Below are 18,432 nucleotides of genomic sequence, written 5' to 3'. Positions count from 1 at the left end.
GCTCATGCCTCCGCCGCCGACTCCTCCTCGTCCGTCAGTTCCTCCGGTGCGAACCCCGGCAGCCACTCCTCCAGCTCCTCGCGCAGTCGTACCGTCGCGCCCAGCTGGCACAGCACGCCGATTGTGCTCAACGTCACGCGGTGGATGAGGAGGTACGCCGGGGGCAGGTTGAGCCGCTTGCCCAGCTGGTAGGCGGGGGAGCGCGGGTCGGCCACCCGGGCGGCCTGGCTGCGCATCCAGCCGCGGGTGAAGGTGAACTCGTCGACCTGAGCCGGTTCGATGATCGGCAGGAGGTAGTCGAGGACCGCGTCGGGGTCGAGGTCTATTGACTCCTTGACGAAGCCCTCCGCGCAGAGGAGTTCGTAGACGGTGTCCGCCTCGCCGTCCAGGGTCATTCGCAGGGAGTCGCCGATGGGGGTCGGCAGCCCGCCCGGGAGGCGATCGACCGTGCCGAAGTCCAGCACGCCGAGCCGCCAGTCGTCCTCGCCGTCCGGGCCGCCCGGCAGGAGGCGGAAGTTGCCGGGGTGTGGGTCGGCGTGCAGAAGGCCGGTGCGGGCCGGGCCGGAGAAAAGGAAGCGGGCCAGAAGCTGGCCGGCGCGATCGCGCTGCTCCTGGGTGCCGTTCGAGATCACCTCCGAGAGCGGTACGCCCTCGATCCACTCCGTGATCAGGACCTGATCGCAATGGTGGACCACTGCCGGCACGACGACGTCCGGGTCGTCGGAGAACTCCTCCGCGTGCGCCTGCTGGGCCTGGGCCTCCAGGCCGTAGTCCAGTTCCTCGGAGACCCGGTCCTTGAGCTCCGCGATCAGCGGCTTGATGTCCATGCCGGGGATCAGCGGACCCAACAGGCGGGCAAAGCGGCTCAATTGATTCAAATCGGACAGGAGGGCCTCGCCGGCTCCCGGGTACTGGACCTTGACCGCCACCTCTCGGCCGTCGTGCCACACCCCGCGATGCACCTGGCCGATCGAGGCCGCCGCGGCGGGCTTGTCCTCGAACTCCAGGAACAGGTCGTGCCAGTTCTCGCCCAGCCGCTCCGCCAGCACCGTGTGCACGGTGCGTGTCGGCATCGGAGGTGCCGCCTCCTGCAGCTTCGTGAGAGCCGCGCGGTAGGGGCCGGCGATCTCCTCGGGCAAGGCGGACTCGAACACGGACAGGGCCTGGCCGAACTTCATCGCGCCGCCCTTGAGCTCGCCGAGCACCTTGAACATCTGCTCGGCGGTGCGCTGCTGCAGCTCACGGCCGACGATCTCCGCGGACTCGCCGACGATCCGCTTGCCAAGCCCCCAGGTCGCCCGCCCGGCGAAGCCGAGCGGGAGCGCGGCGAGCTTGGCGGTTCGCGTGACCGCCTTGCGGGGAAGATCAGACATGCGCCCTCCAGGTCCCAGCCGGCCGCTTCGTGTCTGCCGTACGGCGTGACTCCTTCGACGGCCGTTGCTCCGCCATTGTCTCGTGCGACTCCTCTTCCTCGGAGGGGTGTTCTCGCTCACCTTTTTCCGCGGCGCCGCAGAGGCATGCCGGGTGTGCCCAAACGGGCCGGGCGTGCCAGCTCAGACCGGGCAGGGACGCCTCCCAGCGTGCACCCGCGCTCGACGGAGCGTGGCCATCCAGGAAGGTGAGGGCGTGTGCGGCCGCCAGTCCGGCGACCGAGGCGGCCAGCGCCAGATCGCAAGGTGGCACCTGACGCGTCTTTCCGGAGCCCGAGCGCCACTGCGCGACCAGGCGGGGCCAGGTCGGGTCCCGGTCGGCGCGCCCCTGGTCGAGACAGCCGGCGCAGCCGGTCTCGCCGGGCAGGACGAGCGGGCCGACAACCCCGGTTCCCTCCACGACGCCGACGTACAGATGGGGCGTACCGGAAGTGATGAGGGGTTCGGCGGCGGACGGGGAGGGTGCGTGCACGGCGACATCGTCCCGCGGGGCGATGATCACCAGGGAATGGCCTGTGCTGTCCTCGCTGGAAGTCGACCGGGGGTCGCGGCGCGGTGGGCGGTCCGGCGCTGCGCGGCGTGCGGCCCGTCGCGCCGCCTCGTCCCTGCGGTCGCCGATCGCCTCGGTGGGCAGTCCGCCGGGTGCCACGTCCCAGGGCTCGACGCGGCCGACGTCGCGTACGTCGACCTCGCCGACGCCTGCGCCCGACAGCAGCGAGGCCACCATCGCGCCCACCCGGCCGGCACCCCTGACCTGCACGCGCAATGAGCGGCGGGCGGCCAGGCGATCGATAGCCCCGCCCGGCTCGGACGTGGTCAGGGACAGGGAGGCCAGATCGGGGCGCAGCCGGTCCAGGACCTCCTTCTTGCCGCGCAGGGCATCGGCGGCCGGGCCGCCTCCCTTCGCGTCGTCGAGTAACCCGGCCCGCGCGAGTCGCCGCACCAGCCCGTCGACATGACCGTCCGGCAGATCCATGCGGCGGCCCTCTTCCCGCAGCAGCTCCGGTCCGCGTGTGCCGTTGAGCAGGTCGAGGAAACTGCCCGTCGCCGTGTCCATCGGACCCACTGTCATCGCGTGCGCCGGAGTCATCCCGAACTGCACGGTGTTGAGGTCGCGCCACCCTCGCCGTAGCGCGGGCTTCACCAGTGGAGCCGTCGAATCCAGTGGAGCCGTCGGATCCGCTGAAGTCGTCGAAGCCGCTGAAACGGGCGAAGCTTTCGAAATGGGTGAAACCGTCGCGTGCATGAACAGGCCCCCGTAGCCGTCGTGGAACGTCCCCGTTGTGCCGGTGGAGCTCGGTCGTAGCTCCGCCTGTGACTGTCAGCATGCCCGGACGCGGCGCCCGGCGTCGAAAGTTGTCCACAGGTGGTGGATATTCGTCGTACAAATCAAACGCATGGCGGGGGATCAGCATCGAACTGTCCATGAGGCGGGACTTCCCCCATGCCCAGCGGGTACGGTCGGGGCGTGTCCGCCGACCCACTGCACCGCGCCGGAACGCCACAGCGCAGTACGACGAGCCCGCCGCAGAGCGGCTCGGGGGCGAGCGCGATCGAGGTCCGCAGAAGCGCCCGGCGCCGCCGGACGGTCTCGGCGTACCGCGAGGGCGATCGCACCGTCGTGCTCATCCCTGCCCGGATGTCCGAGGCCGAGGAGCAGCGCTGGGTAAACGTCATGCTCGACAAGCTGGCCGCCCAGGAGAGCAAGCAGGTGCTCGGCGACGCCGAACTGGCCGAGCGCGCGGAGCAGTTGTCGGCACAGTACTTCGACGGCCGGGCCCGGCCCAGCTCGGTGCGCTGGGTCACCAACCAGAACACCCGCTGGGGCTCGTGCACTCCGGCCGAGGGGAGCATCCGTCTTTCGCACCGTCTGCAGGGCATGCCCGAGTACGTCGTCGACTACGTCCTCCTCCACGAGCTCGCGCATCTTCTGGTGCCCGGCCACGGGCCCCGCTTCTGGCGGCTGCTGGAGGGGTATCCCCGCACCGAGCGGGCGAAGGGCTACCTGGAGGGCGTGGTCGCCGCCGAGCGGCTGCCCCATGTGCCCGGTGCGCGCGGCGAGTGACCGCTCGCTGAGACAGCCCCGGAGGCGGTGCTTCCGGTCCGGCCGGGCGGGGGTTGTGTACCGGGTCTGTACCGGCTTCGTCCGATGTCCGAGTTTGCCGTTAGCCTGGCGCGACGCACTCGCAATCGGGATGGGGGACGGTCGTTACGCATGGCCAGGGAATTCCAACGCGGCCACAAGGCCAAGATCAGTGACCTCACCGCGGGCACGGATCTGTACGTAGGCGTGCAGATCTCCGCCCCAGGGCTGAGCTTCGACATCAGCTGCTTCGGTCTCGACGCCGACGAACGGCTCTCGGACGACCGCTACTTCGTCTTCTTCAACCAGCCGAAGTCCCCCGAGGAGTCCATCCAGCTCCTCGGTACCCAGGCCGGTGACACGGAGTCCTTCCGGGTCACACTCGACAAGATCCCCCCGCAGATCCAGAAGCTGTCCTTCACGGCGACGATCGACGGCGCCGGACAGATGTCGCAGATCAGCCCTGGGTACATCCGTATCGTCGCCGGCGGCGAGGAGGTGGCCCGGTACGCCTTCAACGGCTCGGAGTTCTCCACCGAACGCGCCGTGATGCTGGGTGACTTCTACCTGAAGGACGTCTGGCGGTTCGCCGCGGTCGGCCAGGGCTTCGACGGCGGCCTCGACGCGCTGCTGAGGAACTTCGGCGGCGAAGTCGCCGAAGAGGAGGCGCCCGCCGCCCCGCAGCAGCAGCCGCAGACCGGGGCCGCCCCCGGCTTCGCCCCGCCCGCGCAGGCCGCTGCGGCTCCTGCGTTCGGCGCCCCGGCCGCGCAGGCTCCCGCGCCCGCCCCGGCCCCCGCTCCGCAGCCCGCCGCGCAGGGCTTCGCGCCCCCGCCGGCCGCCGCTCCGGCGCCCCCGGCCCCTGCGCCCGCACCGTCGGTGCACGCCCAGCCCACCATCGTCGCGCCCATGACGCCGCCCGGCGGCACCCCGCCGCCCCCGGCTCCGGCCCCCGCGCCCTACGGCCAGCCGGGTCAGCAGCAGCCGTACGGACAGCCCGGCCAGCAGGCGCCGTACGGCCAGACGTCCGCCCCGACCGCCCCACCGCCCCCCGGTTACCCCCAGCCCCAGGCCCCGCAGGCCCCGACCCTGCCGCCCGGTTACGGCCAGCCGACCCCGCCCCCCGGCTACGGCCAGGTCCCGGGCCAGCAGGCGCCCTACGGAGCCCCGCAGGGCGCCCCTCAGGGAGTCCCGCAAGGCGCGCCCCAGGGGCCCGGCGTGGCCGCCGCGCTCCAGCAGTTCAAGGAGACGCCCACCGGCCAGCGCTGGACCCAGCAGAACAAGAAGATGGTCCGGGTCGACCTCGGCATCGGCGGGCATCCCGTGCTGGCCCGGCAGGGCAGCATGGTGCTCTACCAGGGCAAGGTCGACTTCAGCTACAAGGGCGCCGGGTTCGCCGGCCGGATCGTGGGCAACGCGACCGGCCAGGAGATGCAGCTGATGCGCTGCACCGGCCAGGGCCAGGTGTTCCTCGCCGAGAACTCCTCGATGCTGCACCCCATCGAGCTCCAGGGCGACGGCATCTGCGTCTCCGCGGAGAACGTCCTCGCCTTCGACGAGAGCCTCCAGTACGAGGTCCGCCGCATCGAGGGACACGGCATCCCCGGTGGCGCGCTGTTCACGATGCAGTTCACGGGCACCGGCACGATCGTCGTGAAGACCCACGGCACCCCCGTGGTGCTCCCGGTCACGCCCACGACGTTCGCCGACTGCAACGCCGTCGTCGCCTGGTCGGCCGCCTCCCAGGTGGTCGTCTCCAGCCAGGTGCGGATGCGCCGCAACGCCTACCCCGGCGACACCGGAGAGAGCGTCAACCTCCAGTTCCGTGGCGCGCCCGGCAACTTCATCGTCGTCCAGCCGTACGAGATCTGAGGGAGCCCGTCATGAACCAGCCGCTCGCGGGCTACGCCCCCGCACCCGTCACCGCCCGCATGGAGAACCACGGCAACCACATGCTGAAGGTCGCCATGCAGACCGGGAACGACCTCTTCGCGCGCGTGGGGTCGATGACCGCCTACGAGGGCTTCGTCCAGTACGAGCCCAACCCGCCGGCCGTGCGCCAGATCGCCAAGGACTGGATGACCGGTGAGGGCGCGCCCCTGATGAAGTGCTCGGGGGACGGTCTGCTCTACCTCGCCGACTACGGCGCCAACGTCGTCGTCATCAACCTCAACGGCGACGGCATCTCCGTCAACGCCACCAACCTGCTCGCCTTCGACGCTCACCTCACCTGGGGCGTCGAGCGCGTGAAGGGCCTGGCGAAGTTCGCCGGTCAAGGTCTGTGGAACACCAAGATCTCCGGGCAGGGCTGGGTCGCGCTGACCTCCCGGGGCAAGCCGATCGTCGTCGACTGCGGCGGTGGCGAGGACGAGACGTACGTCGACCCGGACGCGCTCGTCGCCTGGTCCCCGAACCTCAAGGTGAAGGGCAAGCGCAGCTTCAAGGCGCAGTCGCTCATCGGCCGGGGCAGTGGCGAGGCCTACCAGATGGCCTTCTCCGGCCAGGGCATCGTCGTAGTCCAGCCCAGCGAGGACAGCACCGACCGTCTCCGGGTCCGGGGCTGAGGGGGAAACGCCATGCAGAGTCCGCTTTTCGCCTACAACGACCAGCAGACCCAGGACCGCTGGAGCCTGCAGAACAAGCAGATGCTCCGAGTCGCCCTGGAGGGCCACGACGACATCCTCGCCCGCAAGGGCACCATGGTCGCCTACCAGGGCCTCGTCGAGTTCGACGCCGAGTACCAGAACAACCAGCAGGGACGCGCGCGTGCGCAGACCGGTGAGGGCCTGGACCTGATGCGCTGTCACGGACAGGGCACGGTCTACCTCGCCAATCTCAAGCAGCACGTTCACCTGGTGGACGTCGACCAGGACGGGCTGACCGTCGACAGCAGCTATGTGCTGGCGATGGACTCCTCGCTGCACCACGAGGTCATCGCCGTGGACAGCCTCTACGGCATCTCCGGCTCCGGTAAGTACCAGCTCAACATCACCGGTCGCGGCAAGGTCGCGCTGATGACCTCCGGCATGCCGCTGATGATGCAGGTGACGCCCGACAAGTACGTCAACTGCGACGCCGACGCGATCGTCGCCTGGTCGACCGGCCTGCGTGTCCAGATGCAGGCCCAGACGCACTCCTCCGGGGTGTTCCGGCGCCGTGGCAACACCGGTGAGGGCTGGGAGCTCAGCTTCATGGGCACCGGCTTCGCGCTGGTCCAGCCCAGTGAGCTGCTGCCGCCGCAGAACGCCCAGATCGGCTCGGGCCTCGCCGCGCAGTACGGCATGGGCCAGCAGGGGGCGCGGGGGCAGAACCAGGGCAACGTCTGGAGTTGACCGTCCGGAAAGCAAATGTAAGGGGCGACCGCCAGTGCGGTCGCTCCTTACACATGTTTCAGCGCCTACGTACTTCAGGCCGCGAGCCTCGCCCGCGTGGCCTGAAGCAGTCGTACGACCGACTCGTCCGCCACGTCCGCCACCTCGTCGTAGGCGAACCAGCGCAGGTCGAGGGACTCGTCGCTGATCGCCTCCACGGCGCCGGCCGGGGCCAGCGCCGCGTACTGGACGTCGAGGTGCCAGGCGCAGGGCGTGTGATGGCGGTCCAGGCGCACCGGGCCGCCGGGGAGCAGGGTCAGCCCCGCGACGCCCGACTCCTCGGTTCCCTCGCGCAGGGCGGCCGATGCCAGCGTTTCGTCGACGGGCTCGCAGTGGCCGCCCATCTGCAGCCACATGCGCAGCTTCTTGTGGAGGGTGAGCAGCACACGGCCGCGGGACGGGTCGATCACCAGGGCGCTCGCAGTGATGTGCCCGTCCTCGCACGCCTTCCACATGCCGTCCGGGTGGGTCTGAAGATGCTCCAGGTAGGTCTGGCGCAGCTCTTCCTGGCCCTCGTAGCCCTTGAGTACGAGGACCGCGTCGTCGTACAGGCTCACTCGGTGTCGTCGCCCTTGGAGTCGTCGTCCTTCTTCAGGTTCGGCTTCTCGCCGGAGCCGCTCGCCGCCTCGCCGAGCATCTTGTCCAGCTCGGAGAAATCGATGTGCTCGCGGTGCACGAAGCCGTCCGGGTCGTCCAGGTCGGTGGCCGTCGGCAGCATGTCCGGGTGGGCCCACAGAGCGTCACGGCCGTCGACACCACGCGCGTCGGTGAGCGAGGCCCACAGGCGCGAGGCGTCGCGCAGGCGGCGCGGGCGCAGCTCCAGGCCGATCAGCGTGGCGAAGGTCTGCTCCGCCGGGCCACCCGAGGCGCGCCGACGGCGCAGGGTCTCGCGCAGCGCGTCAGCGGACGACAGACGGGGCTTCGCAGCCGCGTGCACCACCGCGTCCACCCAGCCTTCGACGAGCGCCAGAGCGGTCTCCAGACGGGCCAGGGCCGCCTTCTGCTCCGGCGTGTCCTCCGGCTGGAACATGCCCTGCTGCAAGGCGTCCTGCAGCTGCTCGGGGTTCTGCGGGTCGAACTGGCCGACCACGTCCTCCAGCTTCGCGGTGTCGACCTTGATCCCGCGCGCGTAGCCGTCGACCGCGCCGAACAGGTGCGAGCGCAGCCACGGCACATGGGCGAAGAGGCGCTGGTGGGCGGCCTCGCGCAGGGCGAGATACAGCCGCACCTCCTCCTTGGGTACGCCCAGGTCCTTGCCGAACGTCTCGATGTTCACCGGCAGCAGCGCGGCCTTGCCGACCGGGCCGAGCGGCAGGCCGATGTCGGTCGACCCGACGACCTCGCCCGCGAGCACGCCGACGGCCTGCCCGATCTGCGTGCCGAACATGGCGCCGCCCATCGACCGCATCATGCCGATCAGCGGGCCGGCCATGGCCTGCATCTCCTCCGGCAGGACGTCACCCATCGCGGTGCCGACGCGTTCCGCGACCGGGTCGACGAGCTCCTGCCACGCGGGCAGGGTCGCCTCGACCCACTCCGCGCGCGACCACGCGATGGCGGTGCCCGCGCCGGACGGCAGGGATGTCGCGTCGTCCAGCCACAGGTCGGCCAGGCGGACGGCCTCCTGGACGGCGGTGCGCTCGGCGGGGCCGACGCTCGCGTCCTTCGTGCCGTCCGCGGTGCCCTGGGAGACCGTCTGGCGGGCGATCTGCTTGGCCATGTCCCAGTTCACCGGGCCGCCCTCGTACGAGAGCATCTGGCCCAGCTGCTGGAACGCGGCGCCCAGGTCGGTGGGGTTCAGGGAACCGAACATGGCAGCGAACGGATTGTCGGCGCCGGGGCCACCGAAGCCACCGGCTCCGGGCAGCCCGCCGAATCCGAACGGGTTGGCCGGTCCCTGACCACCACCGCTCTGCTGGTCCTTCTTCTTGCCCTCGTCGCCGTCGTCCGGCTCCTCCGGCGGAAGGCCGAATCCGAATGGGGTGTCACTCACGGGATTCCTCGGCTGGTAAGGCCACCGGCTGGCACCGGCGGCGCGACTGCCCGATAACACCACCCAGCGTAGACACCGCGAGCCGTTCGGGCCTCGGTGCTTCGCCGACTCTTGGCCTGCGGCAGGATGGATGCCACCTGGTACGTACGCGTCACTAGCGTTCGTACTGAAGACAACCGCTGGAGACGCCCGGTGAGTTCCCCTGATCCGCAGGTTCGCACAGCGCGAAACCAGTCAACCCCTCCCGCGCGCGGCGTGCGCGGGCCCGTCGTGGCGGTGACCGGTGCCGCGTCCGGCATCGGCGCGCTGCTCACCGAGCGCCTTGTCGAGTCCGACGAGGTCAAGCAGGTCATCGCCATCGACGAGCGGCGCGGTGAGTGCGCGGCGGCGCAGTGGCACATCCTGGACGTGCGGGATCCGGCCATCGCGGAGAAGCTGCGTGGCGCCGACGTGGTCGTACATCTGGCCCTCGATCTGGATCTGGAGACGGATTCGGCCGCCCGGACGGCATACAACGTTCGGGGGACGCAGACCGTGCTGACGGCCGCGGCAGCGGCCGGCATCCACCGGGTCGTGCTGTGCACCTCCGCGATGGTCTACGGGGCGCTGCCGGACAACGAGCTGCCGTTGTCCGAGGACGCCGAGCTGCGGGCGACGGCGGAGGCCACCGGGGTGGGAGATCTGCTGGAGATCGAGCGCCTCGCGCGCAGGGCGCCTCGGGCCCATCCCGGACTCAATGTCACCGTTGTCCGGCCCGCGGTGCTCGTGGGCGGCACGGACACCGCGCTGACCAGGTACTTCGAGTCACCTCGACTGCTTGTCGTCGCCGGGTCGCGCCCCGCCTGGCAGTTCTGCCATGTCGAGGATCTGTGCAGCGCCCTGGAGTACGCCGTCCTGGAGAAGGTCGACGGGGAACTCGCCGTCGGCTGCGACGGCTGGCTGGAGCAGGAGGAGGTCGAGGAGCTCAGCGGGATCCGGCGGATGGAGCTGCCGTCGGCGGTCGCGCTGGGCGCGGCGGCCCGGCTGCACCGAATCGGCCTGACGCCCTCTCCGGCCGGGGACCTGGCGTACACGATGTACCCCTGGGTGGTCAGCGGGAGCCGGCTCCATGACGCGGGGTGGCGGCCGCAGTGGACCAACGAGGAAGTGCTCGCGGAGCTGCTGGAGGAGGTCTCCGGCAGGCACACGGTCGCCGGGCGGCGGCTCGGGCGCAAGGACGCGACGGCGGCCGGGGCCGCGGGAGCGACGGTCGCCCTGCTGGGCGCGGCGGCAGTGGTGCGGCGGGCGCGGAAGGCCAGGCGGCGGATCTGAGGGGCCAGGGCCGCGGCCCTGGGCGGTGCCGCCCGCTCGCGGACTGTAGGAGGCTCCAAGCCGCACGCGCGCGTGCCGGGCGATAGCGCTATTTCCCGACCTCGCGCGCGTGGGGCACGATGGGGCCATGGCACCTTCCAACGATCACCCCGGTGAGCAGGGCGCTCAGGATCCCGTCAAGCTCATCGCCATTCGCGAGACGGCCCTCTCCCTGGACGAGGTCTTCCGGGCCGTCGGGGACGATGCCGCCGGTGGGACCGCGTTGTTCGTGGGAACCGTGCGGAACCACGACGGCGGTGCCGATGTCGACGAGCTCGGGTACTCGTGCCACCCCCAGGCCGAGGCCGAGATGCGGCGCATCGCCGAGAAGGTCGTCGCCGAGTATCCGGTGCGGGCGCTCGCGGCCGTGCACCGCGTCGGGGACCTCAAGGTCGGGGATCTCGCCGTGGTCGTCGCCGTCTCCTGTCCCCATCGCGGCGAGGCCTTCGAGGCCTGCCGGAGGCTGATCGACGATCTCAAGCACGAAGTGCCCATCTGGAAGCATCAGAAGTTCTCGGACGGAACCGACGAATGGGTCGGCGCGTAGCGCCGTCGTTCGGGGGCGGTGGTCGGGTGACGGGCGGGCTGGTCGGCGCCTGCTGAACAACCCGTCCGAGCCTCGTACAGCCCTTCCGCAGCCCCGTCCACCCCACTCCGGTTGCGTAACCGCACCCCTGGCGTGAGCGTTGTCAGTGCCAGTGGTTAATCTGCTGATCAGTCAGTTTGCGGTCGCTCATTGGGGATGGGAGGACGGCATGGCGGCGCTCGCCTGGTTGCTGATTCCGCTTGGGGCTGCGATCTTCGCCGGTCTGTGGGGCAGTTGGGCCAACCGGACCCGGAAGGCACGGGGCGACGGCCCCGAGCTCGACGGCTATGCCCGCTTCCGTGCGGCCATGGAGAAGCCCTCTTCCCGTACATGATCAAGAGGAGCGGGGCTCGCCGCTCTGACGGGTCACGGTCAGACTGCCCTGACGGGGCGCTGACAGGAGTGTCACGTACATTCGTGCCATGCCACGCCGCACCGCGACGATGCTCGCCTCCACCCTGATGCTGATCGCGCTCCTGTGCGCGGGAGTCTTCATCCCCGTGCCGTATTCGGAGATGTCCCCGGGGCCGACGGTGAACACCCTCGGCGAGCACGACGGCGAACCGGTGCTGCAGGTATCCGGGCGCAAGACCTACCCGGCGACCGGGCATCTCAACATGACCACCGTCCGGGTCACCAGCGCCGACTACAAGATGAACCTCGTCGAGGCCGTCTATGGGTGGCTCGCGCATGACAACAAGGTCGTGCCGCACGACACCCTCTACCCGGACGGCAAGACCGAGGAGCAGTCCACCCAGGAGAACGCCGAGGAGTTCAGCCAGTCCCAGGAGAGCGCCAAGGTCGCCGCGCTGAAGGCGCTGGACATCCCGGTGCAGAGCTGGGTGATCGTCTCGACCGTGGTGAAGGGCACTCCGGCCGAGGGCAAGCTGCACGCCGGTGACGTGATCAAGGCCGTCGACGGTACGGCGGTGAAGGAGCCCGCCGACGTCGCCGAGCTGGTGACCAAGCACAAGCCCGGCGAGGACGTCGTGTTCACGATCGTCCCGGCGAAGGAGCAGACCGCCGCCGAGAAGGAGCGCAGGACGCCGACGAAGACGGAGAAGATCACGATCAGGACCGCCGAGTCCGACGACAGCGCCGAGAAGCGTGCCATCGTCGGGATCTCCGCCGGGACCGACCACACCTTCCCGTTCACCATCGACATCAAGCTCGCCGACGTCGGCGGACCCAGCGCGGGCCTGATGTTCGCGCTCGGCCTCTACGACAAGCTCACCCCGGGCAACCTCACCGGCGGCAAGTTCGTCGCCGGCACCGGCACCATCGACGACGACGGCAAGGTCGGCCCCATCGGCGGCATCGAGATGAAGACCGTCGGCGCGCGCGAGAAGGGCGCCCAGTACTTCCTCACGCCCGCCGACAACTGTGCGACGGCGGCCAGGGACGTCCCCGAGGGGCTCACCCTCGTCAAGGTCGGCACCATCGACGACGCCCTCGGCGCCCTGAAGGACATCCGCTCCGGCGACACCGCCGGCCTGCCGAAGTGCACGACCAAGAGCTGAGCGGCAAGCCTTGAGTACGGCAGTGGGGGCGCCCGTCACATCGAGGGGCGCCCCCACTGCCGTACCGGAAGTCCTCAGTCCGCGAACGTCGCCGCCAGCGCCTCGGCCAGGCCCGGGATCAGGTCCGGGCCGGTGAGGACCTCCGTGGGGGTGTCCTTCTCGCGCAGGCGAAGGGCCGATTCGCGGGCGCCGTCGCGCAGGACCGCGACCGTCATGCGGACCTCCTGGCGGTCGGGGTGTTCCGCCACCCACTTCGTGAGCTTGCCCTCGCTCAGGCCCTGCGGGACCTGGGCCTCGGCGGACGGGGGCAGCATCAGTCGCTCGACGGTGAGTGCGCAGCCGACCACCGCGTCGGGCCAGGCGATCGTGCCCAGGAACTCATCGAGCGCCTTGCCCGTTGGAAGTTCGTCCTGCTCGATCGGGGTCAGGCCGGTGGACTCCTGCTCCTCCCCCAGGCCGAGCTGGGCGGCAAGGCCGGGTTCCTGGGCCCGCAGCCGTGCGGTGTCTACGAGGGCGAAAAGGCGGGCGGGCTGGTCCCAGCCGAGGCCGGAGGCGTACTCGTCGATCTCGAGAACGGCCCGGGTGAGCGGGCTCGCCGCCATGGGAGTGTTGGACATGGTCACAATCCTCTCTCGTTCCTGGCCGGAATCGGGAACTGAGTAAACGGTGAGTAAGTTGCATAGGTGTGGGCCCACGATCACGGGGGGCCACGGAGGGTCCACGAAGACGCGGGCCTGACGGATCAACAGCGAACCTCGGGGTGCGAACCTTGGCTTTCCAGATGCCGGACCGCGGCGGAGGCCCGACCGGGCCACGGATCAGAGTGGGCCGCCCGTCCCGGCGGGTCCGGACGCTGCTCATGACACTGGGCGTCCTCGCCGTCCTCGGCATGGCCTTCACCATGTTCGCGGGCTTCTGGACGGACTGGCTCTGGTACCGGTCGGTGAACTACTCGTCGGTCTTCACGACCACGCTGTGGACCAAGATCGGGCTGTTCTTCGTCTTCGGTCTGCTGATGGCCCTCGCGGTCGGCTTCAACATCTGGCTGGCCCACCGGCTGCGCCCGCCGCTGAGCGCCATGTCGATGGAGCAGCAGAGCCTCGACCGCTACCGCATGGGCATCGCGCCGTACAAGAAGTGGCTGCTGCTGGCGATCACCGCCCTGGTCGGTCTGATCGCCGGCGCCTCCGCCTCCAGCCAGTGGCGCACCTGGCTGATGTGGGTCAACGGCGTGCCCTTCGGTGAGAAGGACCCCCAGTTCCACCTGGACGTCGGCTTCTACGCCTTCGACCTGCCCTGGTACCGGTTCCTGCTCGGCTTCGGCTTCGCCGCCGCGATCCTCTCCGTGATCGCCGCCGCGCTCACGCACTACCTGTACGGCGGGCTGCGCATCACCAGCCCGGGCGCGCGCGCCACGGCCGCGGCCACCGGCCATCTGTCGGTCCTCATCGGCATCTTCGTCGCCCTGAAGGCGGTCGCGTACTGGCTCGACCGGTACGGACTCGCGGTGAAGTCCAGCGACTTCAGGGCCACCGACAGCTGGACCGGCCTCAGGTACGTCGACGCCAACGCCTATCTCCCGGCCAAGACGATCCTGTTCTGCATCGCCGTCATCTGCGCGCTGCTGTTCTTCGCCACCCTGTGGCGGCGCACCTGGCAACTGCCCGTCATCGGCTTCGGTCTGATGGTGCTCTCGGCGATCCTCATCGGCGGCCTGTACCCCGCGATCGTCCAGAAGTTCCAGGTCCAGCCCAACGAGCAGGCCAAGGAAGCGCCGTACGTCGACAAGAACCTCAAGGCGACGCGCGAGGCCTACGGCATCGACGGCGCCAAGGTCACCGAGTACCCGGGCACGAGCAACACCGAGGACAAGACCAAGCTGCGCGACGACGTGGACTCCGCGGCGAGCATCCGGATCCTGGACCCGAACATCGTCTCGCCGACGTTCCAGCAGCTCCAGCAGATCAGGAACTACTACGCGTTCCCGACCAACCTGGACGTCGACCGGTACAACAAGGATGGCAAGGACCAGGACACCGTCATCGGTCTGCGTGAGATCAACCTCAACGGCATTCCGAAGCGGAACTGGATCAACGACCACTTCCGCTACACCCACGGCTACGGCGTGGTCGCCGCCGAGGGCACCAACGCCGACTCCCAGGGCCGACCGGACTTCACCGAGTCCGACCTGCCGTCCAAGGGCGACCTCGGGACGTACGAGCAGCGGGTCTACTACGGCGAGAAGACCACCATGTACTCGATCGTCGGCGGTCCCCAGAAGGAGATCGACTACTCCGACGACAGCGGTGAGAAGACCTACAGCTACAAGGCCGACAGCGGGGTCAGTCTCTCCAACCCGGTCAACCGGGCAGCGTACGCGGTGGCGTTCGGCGAGCCGCAGATCCTGTACTCGGGTGCGATCGGCGACGGTTCGCGCATCCTGTACAACCGCACACCCAAGGAGCGCGTCGAGGCGGTCGCCCCGTGGCTGACCATCGACGGTGACGCCTACCCGGCGGTCGTGGACGGCCGTATCCAGTGGATCGTCGACGCGTACACGACGACGAACGGCTACCCGTACTCGTCCCGTACGACCCTTGGTGACACGACGGCGGACTCGCTGACCGCGACCAACGACCAGCGCGCGGTCGTGGCACAGCAGAACCAGGTCAACTACATCCGCAACTCGGTGAAGGCGACCGTCGACGCCTACACCGGTGAGGTCAAGCTCTTCCAGTGGGACACCAAGGACCCGGTCCTGAAGACCTGGATGAAGGCGTTCCCGGACACGGTGGAGCCGAAGAGCAAGATCTCGAAGTCGCTGATGGCCCATCTGCGCTACCCGCAGGACCTGTTCAAGGTCCAGCGCGAGCTGCTCACCCGCTACCACGTGAAGGACGCGACGACGTTCCTCAGCGGCAGCGAGGTCTGGCAGGTGCCGGACGACCCGACCAACAAGTCGGGCAACGCGGTGCCGCCGTACTACCTGAGCATGAAGATGCCCGACCAGGCGGCGCAGGCGTTCTCGCTGACGACGACGTTCACACCGAACGGCCGGGACAACCTCAGCGCCTTCATGGCCGTCGACGCCGAGGCGGGCACCAGTGACTACGGCAAGATCAGAATTCTGAAACTGCCGACCAACACCACGGTCAACGGACCCAGTCAGGTCCAGAGCCAGTTCAACTCCGAGCAGAACATCGCCGAGACCATCAGGCTGCTGAGAGGCGGCGACTCCGAGGTCGAGTACGGCAACCTGCTGGCGGTCCCGCTAGACGGCGGACTGCTCTACGTGGAGCCGGTCTATGTCCGCGGTGGCGGACTCAAGTACCCGCTGCTGCGGAAGGTGTTGGTGTCCTACGGCGGCACGACCGCCTTCGAGGACACGCTCGGCGAGGCCCTCAACAAGGTCTTCGGAGCGGAGGGCCCGACCACCGAGCCGCCGGACGAGGGCGACGACGGCGGCGGCACCACGCCACCACCGACGTCCGACAACCCGACGGTCCAAGACGCGCTCAATGACGCCCAGAAGGCCTTCGAGGCCGGCCAGGAAGCCCTGAAGAACGGTGACTGGGAGGCGTACGGCCGGGCGCAGGAGGACCTCGAGGACGCGCTGAAGCGGGCCGAGGACGCGCAGGCGCAGGCGGACAAGACCGGCGGCAGCGGAGGCGGCGGCGACAGTAGCCCCAGCCCGAGTTCGAGCCCCAGCGCGAGTTCGAGTCCGAGCCCGACCAGCAGTCCCACCGGCACTTAGGGACGACGGTTGATCGAATAGCCCACCCCGCGCCGTGATACGGTTGCAGAACAACGGCGCGGGGTGGAGCAGCTCGGTAGCTCGCTGGGCTCATAACCCAGAGGTCGCAGGTTCAAATCCTGTCCCCGCTACTGAAGTCGACGAGTATTCGTACGACAGCGAAGGCCCGGATCCTCCAGAGGATCCGGGCCTTCGTGGTGTGCGAACGCATGTGCCGAAGGGTGCGGCGGCCACGCCGCCGTGGGGAGTTGGGGGATCTGTGTTTGACTTGTCTCTCTGTGGGCATGTCGACAAAACGCTGAAGTGACCTCACTGGCTGCGGTATACCAGGTGTACCCAGGTTGCAGGTGGTGCGACGATGGACGTTATGGGGGACAAGGCAACTCTGTTGGAGACAGGGCGGTTTGTGCAGCCTGCCGACTTTGTGCGGCCGACAGGCGATTTCGTGCAGCCGACGGACGGTGCCTCGCAGCCGGTGAGTGAACTCACGCAGTCGGAGGGTGACTTCGCCCTGGACCGGCCGGCGGACCAGGACGAGGCCGGGGAGGCGATCGAGGAGGCGCGGCAGCGGCTCGCCGCCGAGGCCGGAGACGTCGAGGCGATGAGCGTCCTCGGCGCCATGCTGCTGCGCCGCGGCGATCTCGACGGAGCCGAGCCTCATCTGCGTGCCGCCACCGCCGCCGGGGACCGGGCCGCCGCCAACAACCTGGGAGTCCTGCTTCACCAGCGCGGTTACGCCGACGAGGCCGCCGGCTGGTGGCGCATCGCCGCCGTCGCCGGGTCGGCCGCGGCCGCGCACGCGCTGGGACGGCATCACCGCGAGCGGGGCGACGAGCCCGCTGCCGAGTACTGGCTGCGCCAGTCCGCCGAGCAGGGGCACTCGCTGGGCGCGTACGCGCTCGCCGATCTGCTGGAGCACCGCAGCGACGCCGGGGCCGAGCGGTGGATGCGGGCCGCGGCCGAGCGGGGGCACCGGGAGGCGGCGTACCGGCTGGCGCGTGCGCTCGACCGGCAGGCGCCCCACGCGGGCGAGGACGGGCACGACAACGGTGTCGCGGTGAGCGAGGCGCTGCTGGACGAGGCCGAGCAGTGGTACCGGCAGGCCGCCGCACGCGGGCACCGCAGGGCCGCGCTGCACCTCGGGGCGATCCTCGAGAGGCGCGGGGAGCTCAAGGAGGCCGGGCGCTGGTATCTGACGTCCGCCAAGGACGGGGAGGCGCGGGCCGCCTGTGCGCTCGGGTTCCTGTTGCGGGACGCGGGGGACAGCGAGAGCGCCGCCGTGTGGTGGCTGCGGGCCGCGCAGGACGGCGACGGCAACGCCGCGAACGCGCTGGGCGCGCTGCACGCCGAGCGCGGGGAGACCCAGACCGCCGAGCGCTGGTACCGGGCCGCGATGGACGCCGGTGATGTCAACGGCGCGTACAACCTCGGGCTGCTCTGCGCCGAGCAGGGCCGTACCGCGCAGGCCGAGCAGTGGTATCGGCGGGCGGCGTACGCCGGGCACCGCGAGGCGGCGAACGCGCTGGCGATCCTGCTGCTCCAGGGCGGGGACGCGACGGGTGCCGAGCCGTGGTTCTCCAAGGCCGCCGAGGCGGGGAGCGTCGACGCCGCCTTCAACCTCGGGATCCTGTACGCCGGGCGGGGCGAGGAGCGGGCCGCGCTGCGGTGGTACGTGCGTGCCGCTGCCGCCGGGCACACCGAGGCGGCGCTGCAGGTCGGGATCGCCCGGCTGCGGGACGGGGACGAGCCCGCGGCGGAGCGGCATCTGCGGTGTGCGGCCGGGGGCGGCAGCCCTGAGGCCGCGTATCGGCTGGCGACGCTGCTGGATGCCCGCCGGCCGCCGGAGCCCGCGCATGAGCTCGGGGAGACGGTGCACGAGAAGACCGAGTGCGAGGAGTGGTACGAGCGGGCGGCCTCCCAGGGGCACCGGCGGGCGCAGGTGCGGGTCGGGATGCTGGCCGCCGCCCGGGGTGACGTCGTGGAGGCGGCTCGGTGGTACCGGGAGGCCGCCGAGGCCGGGTCCCGCAACGGCGCGTTCAATCTCGGGCTGCTGCTGGCCCGGGAGGGGAGCGAGCCGGAGGCCGCGGTGTGGTGGACCCGGGCGGCTGACGCCGGGCACGGGCGGTCGGCGTTGCGGCTGGCCCTGGTCTACGCGCGTCGCGGCGAGCTGGCCGAGGGGCAGCGGTGGGCTGACCGGGCGGTGACGCTGGGGCCGGATGAGGTCGCGGAGCGGGCGGCTCGGCTGCGGGACGCCCTGCGCGAGGAACTCTCGGCGTGACGCTGCGCTGGGCCGGGCGGCACCTGATTTGCTTCTGTCCGCACCGTTGACGTAATGTTCAGTTTACCGA

Annotated in this window: 15 protein-coding genes and 1 tRNA gene; 11 read left to right on the top strand and 5 right to left on the bottom strand. The window is 70.2% G+C overall.

The genetic code is table 11. The features are described 5' to 3' along the window. Positions 1-2: 2 nt before the first annotated feature. Both BLU79_RS17655 and BLU79_RS17650 read right to left on the bottom strand, forming a co-directional pair. Entirely contained in the window at positions 3-1,373 is a 1,371-nt protein-coding gene (locus BLU79_RS17655) for an ABC1 kinase family protein (protein ID WP_093906732.1), read from the bottom strand. Then, positions 1,366-2,520: a TOMM precursor leader peptide-binding protein gene (locus BLU79_RS17650; protein ID WP_256333361.1), complete on the bottom strand. Its 1,155-nt coding sequence runs from the start codon at positions 2,518-2,520 to the stop codon at positions 1,366-1,368. Before BLU79_RS17650 ends, BLU79_RS17655 begins: the two co-directional genes overlap by 8 nt. A gap of 378 nt (positions 2,521-2,898) precedes the next feature. Here BLU79_RS17650 and BLU79_RS17645 point away from each other — a divergent pair, with 378 nt between their 5' ends. From BLU79_RS17645 to BLU79_RS17630, 4 genes are all read left to right on the top strand, one after another. After that, on the top strand, positions 2,899-3,495 hold the full coding sequence (locus tag BLU79_RS17645) for a M48 metallopeptidase family protein (RefSeq protein WP_093906944.1): 597 nt from the start codon (positions 2,899-2,901) through the stop codon (positions 3,493-3,495). Positions 3,496-3,645: 150 nt separating this feature from the next. Further along, the gene (locus BLU79_RS17640; protein WP_093906730.1) at positions 3,646-5,382 is read left to right on the top strand and encodes a TerD family protein; all 1,737 of its coding nucleotides are present in this window, start codon (positions 3,646-3,648) and stop codon (positions 5,380-5,382) included. An 11-nt stretch (positions 5,383-5,393) separates the two neighbouring features. Next, positions 5,394-6,074 carry an AIM24 family protein gene (locus tag BLU79_RS17635; protein WP_093906729.1) on the top strand — a complete coding sequence of 227 codons (681 nt, stop codon included), beginning with the start codon at positions 5,394-5,396 and terminating at the stop codon, positions 6,072-6,074. A 12-nt stretch (positions 6,075-6,086) separates the two neighbouring features. Beyond that, positions 6,087-6,842: an AIM24 family protein gene (locus tag BLU79_RS17630; RefSeq protein WP_093906728.1), complete on the top strand. Its 756-nt coding sequence runs from the start codon at positions 6,087-6,089 to the stop codon at positions 6,840-6,842. 74 nt (positions 6,843-6,916) lie between these two features. On the opposite strand, the gene BLU79_RS17625 is transcribed toward BLU79_RS17630, so the two are convergent. Further along, positions 6,917-7,438 (bottom strand): NUDIX hydrolase, encoded by a 522-nt coding sequence (locus tag BLU79_RS17625; protein ID WP_093906727.1) that lies wholly within the window; start codon positions 7,436-7,438, stop codon positions 6,917-6,919. Next, positions 7,435-8,874: a zinc-dependent metalloprotease gene (locus BLU79_RS17620; protein WP_093906726.1), complete on the bottom strand. Its 1,440-nt coding sequence runs from the start codon at positions 8,872-8,874 to the stop codon at positions 7,435-7,437. The genes BLU79_RS17625 and BLU79_RS17620 overlap by 4 nt, the downstream gene beginning before the upstream one ends. Positions 8,875-9,066: 192 nt before the next feature. On the opposite strand from BLU79_RS17620, the gene BLU79_RS17615 reads away from it, so the two are divergent. From BLU79_RS17615 to BLU79_RS17605, 4 genes are all read left to right on the top strand, one after another. Next, the gene (locus BLU79_RS17615) at positions 9,067-10,185 is read left to right on the top strand and encodes an SDR family oxidoreductase (RefSeq protein ID WP_093906725.1); all 1,119 of its coding nucleotides are present in this window, start codon (positions 9,067-9,069) and stop codon (positions 10,183-10,185) included. 127 nt (positions 10,186-10,312) lie between these two features. After that, positions 10,313-10,771: a molybdenum cofactor biosynthesis protein MoaE gene (locus tag BLU79_RS17610; RefSeq protein WP_093906724.1), complete on the top strand. Its 459-nt coding sequence runs from the start codon at positions 10,313-10,315 to the stop codon at positions 10,769-10,771. A gap of 208 nt (positions 10,772-10,979) precedes the next feature. Further along, complete coding sequence (locus tag BLU79_RS48260; protein WP_177001054.1) at positions 10,980-11,144, top strand: hypothetical protein; 165 nt, start codon at positions 10,980-10,982, stop codon at positions 11,142-11,144. Between the two features lie 88 nt (positions 11,145-11,232). Next, positions 11,233-12,330, top strand: coding sequence for a YlbL family protein (locus BLU79_RS17605; RefSeq protein WP_093906723.1), 1,098 nt, complete (start codon positions 11,233-11,235; stop codon positions 12,328-12,330). Between the two features lie 74 nt (positions 12,331-12,404). Here the strand turns inward: BLU79_RS17605 and BLU79_RS17600 are convergent, their stop codons facing one another. Continuing rightward, entirely contained in the window at positions 12,405-12,947 is a 543-nt protein-coding gene (locus BLU79_RS17600; protein ID WP_177001053.1) for a PPA1309 family protein, read from the bottom strand. 164 nt (positions 12,948-13,111) lie between these two features. On the opposite strand from BLU79_RS17600, the gene BLU79_RS17595 reads away from it, so the two are divergent. The 3 genes from BLU79_RS17595 (at position 13,112) to BLU79_RS17585 (ending at position 18,362) form a co-directional block, all read left to right on the top strand. Then, positions 13,112-16,084 carry a UPF0182 family membrane protein gene (locus BLU79_RS17595; RefSeq protein ID WP_093906721.1) on the top strand — a complete coding sequence of 991 codons (2,973 nt, stop codon included), beginning with the start codon at positions 13,112-13,114 and terminating at the stop codon, positions 16,082-16,084. A 57-nt stretch (positions 16,085-16,141) separates the two neighbouring features. Beyond that, a tRNA-Met gene (locus tag BLU79_RS17590) sits at positions 16,142-16,215 on the top strand. Between the two features lie 227 nt (positions 16,216-16,442). Beyond that, positions 16,443-18,362: a tetratricopeptide repeat protein gene (locus BLU79_RS17585; RefSeq protein WP_177001052.1), complete on the top strand. Its 1,920-nt coding sequence runs from the start codon at positions 16,443-16,445 to the stop codon at positions 18,360-18,362. Positions 18,363-18,432 lie beyond the last annotated feature (70 nt).

The organism is Streptomyces sp. cf386, assembly GCF_900103585.1.
In the GTDB taxonomy this organism is placed as follows: domain Bacteria; phylum Actinomycetota; class Actinomycetes; order Streptomycetales; family Streptomycetaceae; genus Streptomyces.
The sequence above is the reverse complement of the archived record's forward strand: the minus strand, read 5'-3'. Positions and strand labels throughout refer to the sequence as shown.